This is a genomic window from Flammeovirga aprica JL-4, assembly GCF_012844305.1.
In the GTDB taxonomy this organism is placed as follows: domain Bacteria; phylum Bacteroidota; class Bacteroidia; order Cytophagales; family Flammeovirgaceae; genus Flammeovirga; species Flammeovirga aprica.
In genome coordinates, this window is sequence record NZ_JABANE010000089.1 from 21,385 (window position 1) to 38,350 (window position 16,966).

The 16,966-nt window shown below is 33.8% G+C and carries 9 protein-coding genes; all 9 read left to right on the forward strand.

Annotated elements, in window-relative coordinates; all coding sequences use genetic code 11:
* Nucleotides 1–7: 7 nt before the first annotated feature.
* Entirely contained in the window at nucleotides 8–637 is a 630-nt protein-coding gene (locus HHU12_RS24780) for a DUF4493 domain-containing protein (RefSeq protein WP_169659426.1), read from the forward strand.
* 243 nt (nucleotides 638–880) lie between these two features.
* A complete protein-coding gene (locus HHU12_RS24785) occupies nucleotides 881–4,411 on the forward strand; it encodes a two-component regulator propeller domain-containing protein (RefSeq protein ID WP_169659427.1) in 3,531 nt (1,176 codons plus the stop codon).
* 184 nt (nucleotides 4,412–4,595) lie between these two features.
* Entirely contained in the window at nucleotides 4,596–5,165 is a 570-nt protein-coding gene (locus HHU12_RS24790) for a helix-turn-helix domain-containing protein (RefSeq protein WP_169659428.1), read from the forward strand.
* Between the two features lie 612 nt (nucleotides 5,166–5,777).
* Nucleotides 5,778–6,704, forward strand: a complete 927-nt coding sequence (locus HHU12_RS24795; RefSeq protein WP_169659429.1) for an alpha/beta hydrolase — start codon at nucleotides 5,778–5,780, stop codon at nucleotides 6,702–6,704.
* Between the two features lies 1 nt (nucleotide 6,705).
* Nucleotides 6,706–8,121 carry a sulfatase gene (locus HHU12_RS24800; RefSeq protein ID WP_169659430.1) on the forward strand — a complete coding sequence of 472 codons (1,416 nt, stop codon included), beginning with the start codon at nucleotides 6,706–6,708 and terminating at the stop codon, nucleotides 8,119–8,121.
* A gap of 156 nt (nucleotides 8,122–8,277) precedes the next feature.
* On the forward strand, nucleotides 8,278–9,759 hold the full coding sequence (locus tag HHU12_RS24805; protein ID WP_169659431.1) for a sulfatase: 1,482 nt from the start codon (nucleotides 8,278–8,280) through the stop codon (nucleotides 9,757–9,759).
* 285 nt (nucleotides 9,760–10,044) lie between these two features.
* Entirely contained in the window at nucleotides 10,045–10,779 is a 735-nt protein-coding gene (locus tag HHU12_RS24810) for a DUF7003 family protein (RefSeq protein WP_169659432.1), read from the forward strand.
* A gap of 308 nt (nucleotides 10,780–11,087) precedes the next feature.
* A complete protein-coding gene (locus tag HHU12_RS24815; RefSeq protein WP_169659433.1) occupies nucleotides 11,088–16,277 on the forward strand; it encodes a leucine-rich repeat protein in 5,190 nt (1,729 codons plus the stop codon).
* Between the two features lie 210 nt (nucleotides 16,278–16,487).
* Nucleotides 16,488–16,966 (forward strand): transposase (locus HHU12_RS24820; protein ID WP_169656597.1); only part of this gene is annotated, 479 nt, incomplete at its 3' end.

The window sequence follows — 16,966 nt, forward strand, 5'->3', positions numbered from 1 at the left end:
GGGTCAGATGAAAAACATTAAAAATATAGTGGTGGCACTCTTCATAGGCTTATTATTAGTGAGCTGTAACGAAGAGCAAACAGTAGAAAAGGAGTTGAATCAAGGACAGTTGGTATTACAATTAGGTTCTAATCAGAGAACAAGCCAAGATGTCAACAACTACGGATTGAAAGTAGAAAATGCAGCAGGAGAAGTTGTGCTTTCTTACGAAAAAATTTCAGATGCACCTGAGAAAATCAATCTAGCCATCGGTGATTATACGGTGAAAGTGGCAAGTGCTGACGAGATGCCTTATTTCACTTTCGATGCTCCTTATTATTATGGTGATAAACAGTGTACAATAAATAGTGGAGAAGAAACGGTAGTAGACATCGTTTGTGCTTTGAAGCATGTGAAATTGACAGTCAACTTTGATGGACAAATTACTGAAACGGCAAAATCATACGAAGCGGTAATTCAAAGTGCTCATGGAGAAATCACAATAGATGCATCAACGGCCAACATTGTCTATGCCGAACGCTCTGCATTGGTAATTTCAACTACCATCGAAAAGGAAGACGGTTCAGTCGTCAAAAACAAACAAATAGTTTCTGGTTTAGAAACGCAATCGGAATATACTCTGAATATTTCATACTAGTTTTAGAATTTACAAGGAAATCGAAAAGCTGCTTCTTTCTAAGGAGTATGCTTTTCCTGTTCACTACTTCAGCTTTTACACAATTAACATAGGAAGATTTGGATTTTTAGTCTACTCCGCTTTTGAATGTCAACTAGTAACTTTTTTACCTTGATTAGACTAAAAAAATAAGCATCCAATCTCTCATAAATTCAAATGTGTAACAGCAGAAAACCTATTACACCTTTAAAAATATTACATGAGATGAAACAATTTTTTATCCTTCTATTATTGTTATTTTTTAATCTTCTTTCTTACGCTCAGGAAAGAAATTTTCACCATATATCAGATGCGTCAGGACTTACAAATAAAGTTGTAAAAGACATTTACAGAGATCAAAAAGGGTTCTTGTGGTTAGGCACCCAAAATGGTCTTCATAGATATGATGGTTATGAAATGAAAATTTACAGATCTTCTTCTGAAGAAAACAGATCTTTATCCACCAATGATATCAATGTAATTTTCGAAGATGACCAACAGCAATTGTGGGTAGGAACCACAAACAATATTCATATTATGAATACAGATGGAGAGCATTTTACAAAATTGATTACGCAATCTCCATTTGGAACAGAAGAGTTTGCCTTTGAAATTACTTCCATTATCCAAGCCAAAACAGGTACGGTATGGGTAGGGACTAAAGGGGCCGGACTTTATCAGTTCAACACATCCGGTGAGTTGATCAGCCATCATTTGGCCGACAAACAAAATCCTTATTTATCTATGGTCAATACCCTAGCGGAAGATAAGAACGGAAATATCTGGATTGGGCATGAAGGTTTGAACCTGAGTGTATACAATCATAAAAGAGGCATTTTCAACAGTATTTCTGCTGATCAGCACAAAACTTATTTTTCAGGAAATGGTTCAAGTGAAATCACTAAAATTGTGCCTACAGACAGAAAAGGCATTTTGGTAGGTACACTACAGAACGGTGTTTTTTCCATTAATCCTTCCAACAAAAAGGTGGATTACCTGCTGGAAACGAATAAAGGGCTGAAGCACCCTACGGTAAAAGATATTGTGATTGATGGCTTCCAAAATATTTGGGTGGCGACATCCGATGGCCTTCATCAGCTGTCTTCTTATTCCAATAAAGTATTAAAAATTTACAGAGCGGATGACCTTGATAATAAATCAATTGCCAGTAATGCTCTTCTTTCACTGCATTATGACAAGCAACATATATTATGGGTCAGCGTATCTGGGCAGGGCGTAGATTATATTGAACCCAACTTCAAAAAGTTCAAAACTTACAAGAGAGAAGTGATGAACCCAAACAGTTTGAAACATACTACTGTGCAGGCAATTTTTGAAGACAGTGACCGCAATTTATGGTTTGGAACAAGTGGTGGCGGTATTTCATTTCTTAATACCAAAACAAAACTTTTTGAACACCACCTTCCAGAAAAAGGAAACCCAGACAAGTTGCAAGTATGGGCGGTTTTTGCCATTCATGAAGATCATAAAAAGAACATTTGGGTAGGTTCTTATATGGGTGGTTTGTCGAAGTTCAATGCTGAAACAAAGACGTTCAAAACCTATAAAAATGCAGCGTGGGACAATACAAGTCTTCCGCATGATGATGTAAGAGATATTTTTGAAGACAGTAAAAAGAACTTGTGGATAGCGACTAATAGTGGTGGCGTGGCATTGTTTGATGCTGAAAAAGAACTGTTCAAAACCTTCAAAAGGGAAGAAGGAAAAGGAGATCAAACCCTTTCAAGTAACTGGACGCTCAATATTTTTGAAGATTCAAGAGGCTGGATCTGGGTAGGAACGTACGGCGGTTTGTCCATTTATTATCCTAAAGAGGATCGTTGGATCAACTTTATGAATGATAAACAGGACGAAAATTCACTTGCTCACAACTGGGTGTATGCCGTTCATGAAGATCAGTCGGGCAATATGTGGATTGGTACAGCAGGCGGTTTGAATAAAATTGAAGCCTCAAAATTGAAAGCACCGATTGAGCAGTATTCTTCTGACTTGATGATTACTTTAAAAGAAGCACAAGGATTAAGCAGTAACAGTATTCATGGTATTTTAGAAGATGAAGACGGAGTACTGTGGCTGAGCTCAAACAGTGGCTTGTCCAAGTTTGATCATAAAGAAAATGAAATAACGCATTATACTAAAGATGACGGTTTGCAAGGCAACGAGTTTATTCCAATGGCATTTTGTAAAACACATGAGGGAAGATTATTCTTCGGTGGAAATAATGGAGCCAATGCCTTTTATCCCAATGAAATCATCAACAACCCTTATAAACCGAACATCTGCTTGACGAATTTTTCACTTTTCAACCGTGAAGTGAAACCCGATTCAAGCTCACTTGTATTGCAGAAAAATATAAGCATCACTGATGAGATAAATCTACATTATGATCAAAATGTATTGACGTTCAGTTTTGTGGCCTTGAATATGATTTCTCCAGAAAAAAACCAATACGCGTATATGTTGGAAGGTTTTGACAAGGATTGGAATTATGTGGATGACAAAAGAGAAGCAATCTATACCAACCTTGATCCGGGAGACTATATTTTCAGAGTAAAAGGTTCTAACAATGACGGACTTTGGAATGAAGATGGACAGGAAGTTTTACTGATTATCAAGCCTCCTTACTGGCAAACTTGGTGGTTTAGATTGATGGTTTTCTTGGTGTTGCTCTTGAGTATTTTCTTAGGTTATCAATGGAAAGTACGAGCTTACAAAAAGGAACAGCAGATATTGGAAAAAACGGTGAAAGACCGTACAAGAGAATTGGCAGAAAGAAACAATGACCTTGTGATGATCAATGAAGAGGTGCAGCAACAAGCGGAGGAATTGGAAATGCAGAGAGATAATTTATCCAATACCAATAAGCTGATTTCTGAAAGAAACTTGGAGCTGAATCAAAAGAACAATAAAATTTCAACCCTGCTAGAACAGCTACAAACAGCTAATGGAGAGATTACGCAAAAGAACCGTCACATCACTGATTCCATCCGCTACGCACAAACCATGCAGGAAGCCATTTTACCGATCACGGATCAGTTCTCATCTTATTTCCAAAATCATTTTATACTCTTCAAACCGAAAGATATCGTATCAGGCGATTTCTATTGGGTGAGTGTGAAAGATGAGAAAAACCGTCTTTTCATCGCATCAGTAGACTGTACTGGACACGGCGTTCCGGGAGCCTTTATGTCGATGATTGGTATGTCCCTTTTAAATAAAATTGTCAACGAATATAACACAGAAGATCCATCAGCCATTTTAATTCAGCTGGATGAAGGGATCCGAAAAGCATTAAAGCAGGATCATTCTAAAAATTCAGATGGAATGGATTTGAGTATTGTAAGAATTGATCAGAATGGAGACTCCAAAGATCTCTGTTTTTCATCCGCAAAAGGTTCAATGTACATCTATCGTGCAGCACATGAAGAGTTGCAAAAAGTGGTAGGAGATAAAATTTCGATCGGCGGTATTCGTCGCAAAAAAGAAAAGAAGTTTACAGAACAGCATTTCCAACTGCAGAAAAATGACCGCTTCTTCTTACTGACAGACGGTTACATCGACCAATGTGATGAAGACAGAAAGAAATTTGGAACAGTGAAATTCGAGAAAATTTTAAATCAAACTATCCGTATGCCTTTGGATAGACAGTACCAATTGTTATTGGATGTCTTAAGAATCCATCAAGGTGAAATGGAGCAAAGAGATGACATTACCATTTTAGGATTTGAGATATAAATAACATTTAGAATGAAGAGTGAAGAAAATGGATCACAATACAAACCATTTTCTTCCCTCTTCATTCTTAACTCTTACTTAAAATTGTCTTTAAACTTGAAGTGAAAACAAATTAAATGATGAGTACTAAGCAGTACTTCTAAGTAAATAAAACCATGAATTAACAGTATAAAAAACACTAGCTATGAATAGAAATGAATTAATCAATCTAGGTTTTAAATCTCTCGTACTTCTTCTCGTATCAGCTACAATTATTGAATCAATTTTTATAATTAATGTAGAAAGCAGAGAAGATTATATCTACAATATCTATCTGATAGTATTGCAGCTTCTCATTCTAATCTCATTGTTCACCTATCTTTTCACCTATAAAAAAGTGAAAGAAGAGAAAGAACTAGCTTTTCAAGCCAATGAAGAAATTGAGGATGAATTGATCCTGAAAATCGATGAGATCATTCAGTCGAAACATGCCGACTCCGATTTTAATGTCGTCGAGATAGAAAAAGAAGTGGGAGTAAGCAGGCCGGTGCTTCTGAATCGGTTCAAAAAAGTAAAAGGAACAACGTTGGTGAATTACATCAAAAAAGTGAGGCTCAGCAAAGCCGAAGAACTTTTAGTGTCCTCTTCAGACAACATCTCTGAAATAGCCTATAAAGTAGGTTTTTCAGATCCAAAATATTTTAGCAAAGTATTCCGTCAGGACAAGGAATTGACACCTACCGAATACCGCAAACAAAGACAGTTAGACGAATAGGTTTTTAAGTAATAAAATTTCATTTCATGTTAGATAGGGATATGTATTTTACATATCTCTATTTTTTTGTCAAGTGTTTTTAATGGAGGGTTTGAAAATAGTTCATCGTGTATTTTTTAAGAAAAACCTTGATTTTAGCTTAATTTGGAAGGTTTTTGTAATTTTCCCTTTGAAGAGAGAACTATTTGTAAAGTAGGAAGAATAATTATTCAACCCCTTTAGATAGAATATTTTCGAATTTTGGTAATGTAAAAATGTTGATCATAAGTTGACATAGCACTTAGAATATTTTGAATGAAGAATTAAGAGGGAAGAATGAAGAATTATGGTTCGTAAAATGGTTTTATAGTGATAATTAAGTCACAGCAAGAACTATAATTCTACATTCTTAATTCTTCATTAAAAAAGTTCTATAACTTTTTTTCTAGTACTTAAGTACTGTGACAAAAGTAAAGGTACATTTTATCTTATCTTTTTTATCCTACTCTTCGTTAGATTTTTATCGCGTAACTAAGGCTATGCTCTGCAAATCTGCCTTGATTAGAATAAAAAATATTAAACTAAAATCATCCCTTTTCTTCTGTCGCAGTACTTATCACCACAAATCAAGAAATGAAAAGAATACTCCTATTACTAATCATCAATGTATCGCTTATATGTTCATTGCAAGCACAGAAAATCAGTGCTGACAAAGTTGTAATGTATAGAGATTTAGATTCATTGAAATTGAACTTACATATTTTTCAACCTTCAAAAAAAGCAAGTTCCAATGGAGCAGTGGTTTTGATTCATGGAGGTGGATGGAATTCAGGAAGTCCAAAAGCATTATTTCCTCAAGCAAAACATTTAGCAGACCGAGGCCTTATTGTTTTTCTACCAGAATATAGAGTAAGAAAAAGAAACAATACCACCATTTTTGAAGCAGTAGAAGATGTTCAAATTGCCATGGCTTATGTGAGAAATCATGCTTCTGAATATGACTTCGATCCGAATAAAATTGTTGTAGGTGGAGGTTCAGCCGGAGGTCATCTTTCCTTAAGTTTAGCCTTTATTGAGCCTTTAACAAAAGGATTGAAACAAGCAGATTACAAACCGAATTTATTGGTGCTGTTTAATCCTGTTATGGACATGAGTAAGGAAGGCTATGCACATCGTTTAGTCGATAAAGAAATGAAAGCATTAGGTAGAACATGGGAGTCGTTTAGCCCAAGACAAAATATCAATAAAGATTTCCCTAGTATGTTGGCCATGTTAGGTGATACGGACAAAGTAATTCCTGTTAAAGTAGCAGAAGACTTTCAAGCAAAATGCCAAGCAGTGGGTGTTGAGTGTCAATTGAAGGTGTACGAAGGAGCAGAACATTCTTTTTTCAATGCTGGATATGCAAAGAAAAAAGGGTTTGAAAAAGGCACTATCAATAGATGGCATTATGAAACGATAGAAGAAATGGACCGTTTCCTGGTGTCTAAAAAGTATTTAGAAGGAAGCTATAAAGCAGTGATTCCAGAAGGAGCTATTTATCCTATTCCACAAAAATAAGATGAAGCATTTATTACTCTTATTAGCGGTCATCTTGTGGATTCAGGTGGCCTCAGCACAGCAGAAAAATGTGTTATTCTTTGTGGTGGATGATTTAGGATATTTTGATATCAGCATTCATAATAATTCATTTTATGAAAGTCCAAATATTGATGCACTAGCAAAAGAGGGTGTAGATTTTTCGAATGCCTATGTAGCACACCCTCGTTGTGTACCATCAAGATACGCCTTGCAAACGGGTAAATATCCTGCTCGTATTGGTGTTCCGGGGGCATTGGGGAAAGACGAATGTAATTTATCAGAAGAGGAAATTACAATTGGTCAGGCTTTCAAAAATAATGGATACACTACTTTTTTTGCTGGAAAATGGCATTTAGGAAAAGAGGAAAGTCATTGGCCACAAAATAGGGGTTATGATATCAATATTGCAGGTTGTTCGGCAGGGGCTCCAAAATCTTATTTTTATCCTTATAATATTCCTCAAGACCCTAAAAGATCTGGTAATCATAAAATCATAGAGGGATTGGATGAAGGCAAAGAAGGAGAATATTTAACGGATCGATTGACAACGGAAACCGTGAAGTTTTTAGCACAAGAACATACCTCTCCCTTTTTTGCGATGCTTTGTCATTATGGAGTACATACTCCGTTAGAAGCGAAAGCAGAATTGGTTGAAAAGTACAAAAAGAAGAAGGAAAAAATGTCTTTTCCGGAAAGTGATTTTTTTGAAAAAGATGGCGTCACAAAACGCTATCAAAATGATCCTGTTTATGCGGCAATGATTGCCTCAGTAGATGAGAGTTTAGGGCAGGTTGTGAAAGCATTAAAAGAAAACGGATTATATGAGAATACCATCATTGTTTTTACTTCAGATCATGGAGGGTTATCCAATAGAGGAATCAATAATAAAAGAAGATTGGCCACTTCAAACCTCCCTCTTAGAGCCGGAAAAGGACATAACTATGAAGGTGGCTTAAAAGTACCTTTGATTATGGCAGGGAATATAAAAGCCAAAAGAAAAATCAATCCTCAATTGACAACCAATACAGATTTATACCCTACAATCATGGATTTATGTCAGTTGGATTTACTTCCTCAACAGCATTTGGATGGTATCAGTATTAAAAAATCGATCAAGAAAAAAACAACAATAGATAGAACACTTTATTGGCATTCGCCCATGGCTCGACCTCAATCTACCGGAGACACAAATTGTACAGTAGTCAGAGAAAATGATTTCAAGCTGTTTTATTTTTATGATGAAGACAGGTATGAATTATATGATGTGCGACGTGATCCTTATGAAAAGAACAATCTATTTGATGCAAATAACCAAAACGCTCAGCGCTTGATGAAGAAGGTAAAGGCTTGGCAGCAGGAGGTCAATGCTGTGTTTTTACCATCAAATTTAAAGTAGGGGATATAATTTTTATCAGCATGAAATCTCATAACGATGAAGAGAACCGTTGTAGGGACGTTGCATTGCAACGTCCACTGAACCACCATAAAAACCACTTATGATCCACAATACGCATTATCAATCCAACAAACAACGTGTGTGATGAACTACAAAATGAACATTTTATTAAGAATAGTGATAGGGTATTTATTAGGTACCCTAATGATCAGTTGTGAGACCACATCAAGTCCACTACAAAAGCCAAATATTCTACTGCTATATATGGATGACCTTCGTCCACAGCTGGGATGTTATGGGCAATCGAATATAAAATCACCTCATATTGACCAACTAGCTGAAGAGGGAATTTTATTTACCAATGCCTATTGTAATGTGGCAGTTTGTGGTGCCTCAAGAGCAAGCATGTTGACCGGGATCCGACCTACAAAATCCATCTTCAGAGACTATAAAGTTTTTGTGCAAGACGATACACCAACAGCCATTACACTCCCTCAATTGTTCAAAAAGAATGGCTATAAGACCATTTCTAACGGAAAAATCTTCCATCATCTAGATGACCGAATAGAAGACTGGGACGAAGTATGGCGACCTTATGCTTTTGATGAAAATCCATTCGGTTTAGCCCCTACGGAATGGTGGCAAGGATTATGGAGAGACTATCAATCTCCAGAAAACAAAAAAGTGTACAAAGCCACCAATAGAGGACCCGCCTATGAAAAAGCAGAAGTAGAAGATGGAGAATATATAGACGGCTTGCTGACACATAAAGTAATTGATGACTTGGAAAAGCTAAAAGAGAGTAATGCTCCTTTCTTTCTGACGGCAGGGTTTATCAGTCCTCATTTACCTTTTAATGCACCAGCCCTTCATTGGGAAAAATACAAAGCATCTGAGATCAAACTCCCTTACAATAACTTTGTAGCTAAAAATGCTCCTGAAATTTCTATCAGTGCTTCTCATGAATTACGTCAGTACAACGGTATTCCACCAAAAGGAGAAAGGGTGGATGATACTACTGCCCTCCAACTGATCCATGGCTATTATGCAACCGTCAGTTATGTGGATACTTTGATCGGGAAAATACTCAAGAAGCTGAAAGATACAGGCTTGGACAAAAACACCATTGTAATTTTAGTATCAGATCATGGTTATAACTTGCAGGAACACGCTCAATGGGCAAAGTGGACAAGTCATCGAACCTCCATGCAAGTACCTTTGATCATTTCTTCCCCTTTTATCAATCATCAAGGCACAACAAATGCTTTAGTAGAATTAGTAGATATCTACCCTACTTTGGCATCAATGGCTCATCTAGAAGTACCTCAAAAGCAACTGGAAGGAGAAAGTCTTCTCCCTATTTTACACAACCCTGAGTTAAAAGGAAAGCCGAATGTGTTTATCAATAACGCCAACGGTTATACCATTAAAACACCAAGGTATAGTTATACAGAATACATCAACCCTAAGGATAATAAGACCTTTGCCCGAATGCTTTATGATCATCAAATAGATCCCGATGAGAATGAAAATATTGCCGTTTATAAAGAAAATAAAGGGTTAGTAGACTCTCTTCACCATGAACTTTACAAGCATTATCAGCACAATATTTTAGGTGGAGAGTTGACGCTAAAATAGATGTGATCAACCATTTTGCTTAATTTCTAAAACCACTATTTTGTACTATTTATTAGAATTCAAGATTGAATATTTAAAAGAGATAACTAACTTGGAGGGAGTGAACTATCTAATGACAATTTTTTTTAAAATAAATGAACGGTATGAAAACAATCATGAAAATACTATTATCCTTGGTTGTATTTTCATGCACTATCCCTCTAACCGACAATAAAAAGAAACAGGATGAAATGAATGTTACAGAAAAAGAAATACTTAGGGAACTAGATTTAGCATTTTCAACAAATGCATCAACACTACCCAAATGATAAACAAGGAGTTATTAAATACAATTTTTTTCTTGATTTGGAACATGGATATTCTTTGACGGCAGGCAGTAGAATTCATTTATATGCTGATTCTACAAGATGGGCTTTAGTATTTGAAAGAAATGGATATCACAATAGAGGTTTTTTTGCAGAAATTGAGTTGAACTATTTTGGTAATTGTATTGGCTATACAACAGCAGAAGGTTCTAATAGCAGCGACATTACAAATACAAGTAACATTATTTTAATCGAAACAAGCGAATTTCAGAGAATTGCAAATAAAGATGGTGATGACATGGAGAATTTTGAGTTGATTGAAAAGGATATCCAAGAAATTAAGATTCGAGACCAAATTGTTCCTTTTAATAATAACCATGAAGACTATGAAAAAGTTGGAATTGAAGTTCGAAAAGAAGAGAACCCTAACCATCTTATAGGATTTGGTGATTTAATTCGATACTTACATGAAACAAATTCAGGAATAATTAAAGCAACTGAAAATGATATTCTTAAACATATTCCAAATGATATACCTAAGCTAATGACAATTGAGGAATTCCATTTTGAAAGTGTTTATGAAGAGACTCCTCCAAGTCAACAAGAAACATATAAGTTACTTGCCAAGATTTTGATAACAAGAGATACTTCAAATTGGGCTCCAACAGAAGAGCCGAATAACAGTTGGAAAAATTGGGAATCGGGGAATTTATAATTGAAGATAGTGCTAATTATGGTGGTTCGTGGGGATTTCGAAAAACCTTTAAAATTCCTAATTACTCTTCATTTTTAAACCGTTTAGATTCATACGATTAAAAGATGAAGAGTATTTAGAAAAATTAGAGGTTTTGCGACAGTCCCTCAATAGCTAAATATTCTCAATTTAAGATGATGTATTAACCTCAAACGAACATTTAATTTCTCGAGAAAAGCACACTTTTTATGTATTTTTTTTACATTTGTTAAAGTATATTTCGTCTAACGGAATATTTTTTACAGACCTCTTTTCAGCCTTACGTAAAAATGACTAATCTAACAAGTAAACTATGTGTTATTGCTATTGTAATATTATACGCTTTCAATCAACTTTCCGCACAAACATTATTGTCAGAAAAGGAATTGTCTATTGATAGTGAAGGTGTTATCACTTTAAATCAAGGGGTATTACTGGATACAGATATTATTATTCCATCGGAAATCAATGGACAAAGTGTAATCAGTATTGGGAGTTATACTTTTCAAGGCAAAGGTATCACTTCAGTACAATTTCCAGAAACGCTTGAAATCATCAACTTTAGTTCCTTTGCAAATAATAACATTAAAAAACTTGAACTTCCTGAAAATTTAAAAATTATTGAATCATATGCTTTTTCAGATAATGAACTAACGGACCCTGTTGTGTTTAATGGGACAGTCGTAGAGAAGATTGGTCTTAGTGCATTTAAACATAAGAAGGGTACAAATATTCCTGAAAACGTTATCCATCGCCTGCCTGATTACAAAAAAAAAGGATATGAATTGAATGGGTGGATTCAATTACCAACAGAAGGAAAATACTTTCCAGAAGGATACCCTATATCAATATATCATTCATATGTAGCAGCTATAAAATATATTGGATTGACCTTAAAGGGCCATATATTGGGTTATGCGTTTCCTATTGACCTTGAAGTTCGAGGAGATGTAATAGAAGATATTCAATTAAAAAATGGTGAAGAATTTTCAATAACTGTAGATTTTGGTTCAAATATTACGCTCACTCCCAAGAATAAATATTTAACTTTTGAAACCGAGTCAATAACACTGTTAAACATCCAGAATAATATTGATACGCTTAATTTTTATGTTGAATATCATACCATTACTGATGAGGATGTAGAATCAAATCGAGAAGGGGACTTAATTTTAGATGACCGTCTCCCTGAGGATAATAATTATATTTATTTTGGTCGCTATCGAACGAATATCATAATCCCTGACACCTTAAAAGGTGAAAGTGTAAAAAGATTATTATACCCACCAAATGACTTGAACGTTAGTGCTGTAAAATTACCAAATACGTTAGAGGAAATACACAGAAACTATTTTGAGAATAATAACATGCTCAAAAAAATAAATTTGCCAGAAAGTTTATTAAAGATAGAGAGTTATGCATTCAAGAATACAGGACTTAAACAACTCAAGCTGCCTTCAAATTTAGAATTCTTAGGTAAAGAAGCTTTTGGTGATACTGAAATTTCAACAATTGAATTACCGAATAGTTTAAAAACCTTTCATTTAGATGCTTTTAAAAACACAAATATAAAAACAGTATTTCTTCCTGAAAATAGTCAAACCTTATATCAAGATACTTGGATTGTGGTTGATAATCCATCTGTTGTTTTTGGTGCAGGGGAGGAAGTAGAAGTTGGTACAGGGTATATATTAAATCACAAAATTGAATTTACGGGTGTTCATGTTGAAGTAGCTAATACTACCAAAGAGACTATTAATTTTAATTATAACTCATCAGATGATCAAAAAATAGAGGTTACTCTTTTACCTTTTGAAACCTATACAATTGAGGAGGTAAAAGGTTTTTCATCTACAATCAATGTATTGGAAACGAATGGCATAGAGTTAAATCAATCAATTCATACACTTAACAATGTACAAGAAAATACTTTGATTACAATTGAGGAAGCCGGGTATTATACTTTGAAGGATGAAGATGTTGTAATGGTTGGGCAGTCCATTAGCTCTCTAGTTTTAGAAGAATTACCAAACTCCAAGATAATTATTCCAACTATTCTTCAGAAAGAAATCGTTAAGGGAATTTCTTCTGATGTTTTTAAGGAGAAAAATATAACAGAGGTAATATTGCCAGAATATTTGGAGGAAATTTATACGGATGCTTTTAAAGGAAATCATTTGAGAAGTATAAATCTGCCTAAATCTTTAACTTATATCAGTTATGGTGTATTTGAAAACAACAAGTTAACAACGATAAAATTCCCAGCAAAGCTTAGAGTTTTACATAAAAGAGCATTCGCAAATAATAGAATTCGCACTGTTGAAATTCCTTTATCCATTAAAGAACTAAGCGAAGACCTGTTTAAAAATAATAGAATTGATTCATTATATATTCCTCCTAACATAGAAGTTATAGGAAATGGAGCTTTTAAAAATAATAGTATCAGAAAATTATCATTTGGTGAGAGTAGCAAATTAGAGCTCATATATAGTGAAGCTTTTCAGTATAATAACCTTCAACAATTGATTCTTCCAGAAGGTGTAATAAAAATTTATGATGATGCCTTTAGTTTTAATGAGTTGAATGATTTGAAGTTGCCCAATTCTCTTGAAATAATAGGTGAGGGTGTATTCAGAAATAATAAACTTGTTTCACTTGTGATTCCAAACAATGTTTATCATATAAAGTATAGATCGTTTCAAAATAACCACCTAAAAACGGTTACTTTTCCTCAAAGTTTAAATGATATTGGAGCTTATGCTTTTGAAAATAATTTTATTGAAGAAGTAGATATTCCGGATGGTATTGAATCCCTCAGATATGGAACATTTTTACATAACAGTTTAACCAAAGTAAAGCTTCCAAAACAATTAAACACTATCGCTTCAAAAGTTTTTGATGATAATATGCCAATACGTTTACCCATCTATTATATGGAAGGTGTGAGAAACATTTGGAGCCCCATCATTGATGAAGAAAATCCTTTCTATGATAATGAACGATCTTACTCAGTTTATAAGGACAACTATATTTTTGAGGAAGGCTATAAAAAAGTAACTATTAAATACATTAGAAATGAATTCTGTAAGGCTAAAGTTATAGTTGACGATACTGATGAAATTCATTTAAATGGTCCAAATTATGCTACAGAGTATAAGTATAACTTTGTAGTAAAAAAAGTTGGGGAAGATTTAAAATTAGATTTTGGAATGGTAGCTCTTCCTGAATACTTAGATTATAAAATTTACCCTGAGTCACTGCTCTTAACGGATGAAAGTCTAGAAGATACAATTCAAGTAGAAGTGGAATATATTCAAAAAGCAACTACTAGAAAGGAAGGTAATGTACATTATCTTGAATTGGGAACAAGTTATAACTATCTACCAGTCATTCATGAACTTTCAGCAGATTCTAGCATTGTGTTATTCGACCTAACAAATTATACGAAAAATGGAAGCTCCAATATTAGAAATGATTCATTACATATTACAGATGGTAAATTAAAATTACATTACTTAAATGCAGACATCAGTAATACTAAAATTGCCAAGGAAGCATACTTAAAGTCAGATAAAAGGGATTTAAAGTACTTTAAAATTAGTTATGAAGATTCTCTTTATATAGAGAAAAATAGTCATCCTGATTTTCTTTATTGGGAACACACTCCTACTTGGATCAATGAAGAGAAAATAGAACCATTTGAGGAAGGGATGCTGATGGCAACTTCAAATTACGACTATGACATTATTATATTGCGAGCCTACTTCAAGCCTTATGTGGTTACTTCCAATGATGTAACAATAAAGGACGGCTTAATTACATCATATAATGTGACGGATAAACATCTACATTTAGTAATTCCCGATTCAATTAATGGTCAATTGATTCGAGGTGTAGCAGATAGTGAAATTGGTATTTTTGAAGATTTGGATATTTGGTCCCTAAGCTTACCTGATTCATTTATTTATTATGGATCAAATTCATTTAAAAATAATGATATTAATAATTTTGATTGTCTCAACTTCACCAATAACTGTATTTTCAAAGAAAGTAGCTTTGAAGGTAATTTATTCTTAGAATATAGCAGATCTATAAGGTCATTTCAAAAGATTGAGCGTAATGCTTTTAAAAATATCTATAGCAAGGTTTATGTAATTAAAACTAGTGATTATTTTTATAAAGAACTTTATAACCCAGACATTGAATATGAAAAGGAAGTTTTTTATAGAGTGCCATTGAATGAGTTAACGATTGAAAATGGGTATATAGTAAATTATCATCCTTTGCAGTCACACTCATTTATAAAACTGCCATATAAAGATTCAGAAGGCTTTTTAATAAAGGGAATTATTGATGCAAAAAATAAAGAAGAAGGAGTCTTCAATAACAAGGGTTTAGAAGGCGTGGAAATGTATAATGAATATATAGGTGATTACGCTTTTTCTGATAATGATATTTTTCTCATTAAAGCTTCAAATGTAAAACATATAGGAAAAGATGCATTTCGCAACAACTCCATATCTTCACCATACAAATTAGATAAAGTGAATTATATTGGAAAAGGGGCATTTTCAGAGAACCCAGATTTGTCATTTAAATTCCCTTCCAACCCTCTCTTAGAAAGAGGATATCATCATTATGGTTATTGGTATGATGAAAATAATGAAATGTATTTTACGGATTCATTATTAACAGATCATTCTCACAGTTATACAAAATATTTATTCTTTAATGGTTTTACAGTAACTTCAATAATTGATTATCCCGACTATAATAACATTGCTTTTAAAGCTTATTTTTATGATCAATACGGTGATTTAAGAGACAAAAATCTTTATCCTACACTGAATAAAGAAGGAACTTATGAAACTACCTTTGCAAAAGGTGATTCAGTACATGTGCACTACAAATTGAGTGAACATTTTGAATCGGAAAACCAAGATTTTTTCATTACTTCTATTGACAGCGATACAACAATTTATTTTGATGCTACTCCAAAGGAACATTCTATTGAGTATGAAAATTTACATGGAGCATATAACGAACATAATCCAACAAGTTTTACCATCTTTGATGAAGTTGAATTTGAAGACTTGGTACACAACGAATGGGGATTTATAAATTGGACATATTATTATGTTAGCGATGAAGATTCAGTTATCCATTCTATTTATGGTCCCAGAAATTTTTATGGTGATATAATATTAAAAGCACATTGGTATAAAAAAAATCCAACTGATATAAATGATGAACTATTTGAATCAGTTATACTATCGCCAAATCCAGCAAGCTCACATATTACAGTTTTGAATTTCCCTATTGATAACAGCTCCACTTTTAAGGTTTATAACCTAAGTGGTCAGTTGGTTTTAAATGGTACATTTAGCAATGGAAATATAATCAATATAGAGAGCCTACAAAGTGGTGTATACATTTTGGATATAGTTTCAGTAAAGATATTAAAGTTCATCAAACAATAAATGAAGAATGAGTCACTCCTAATTTAGATATGAAGGAGTGACTTTTTTTATCATTGATCTCAATAACCTTAACCATTTTGAGAACCGACGATTCCACATAAATTATTTAATAGGTATCTAAACTTAGATCGCCCTAAATAGTAAAACGTACTTCTGTTACGGTTAACTGATTTACATTAGTGTAAAAGTAACCAAACAACCAGATGTATTATGATCAATTTTGAAGGTTTTGACGATAGAACATTTTATTCAACATTTCAAAAAGAAGAAGATTGTCTTGAATATTTATCGACACTAAAGTGGAGTGATCATTACAAATGTAGGAAATGTGAACATACAAAATATATGAAAGGTAAAAAGTTACATTCCAGACGTTGTCAAAAGTGTAAATATGATGAGTCTGTTACGGCTCATACCCTATTTCATAAGCTGAAATTTTCAATTCTAACTGCTTTTGAATTCATATTTAAAGTTAGTTGTGATAAGAAAGGCATGTCCACTTTAACTTTAAGTGAGAAACTGTCCTTGAGTTATCAAAGCTGTTTAAATTTCAGACGTAAAGTGCAATATGCTATGCAAAGTAGTTTACAGCATCCTTTGAAGGGGTATGTTGAGGTCGATGAGTTTGCTGTAGGTGGGTATGACGCTGGCAGTCAAGGTAGAGCCAAAGGAGATAAAAAGCTTGTCAA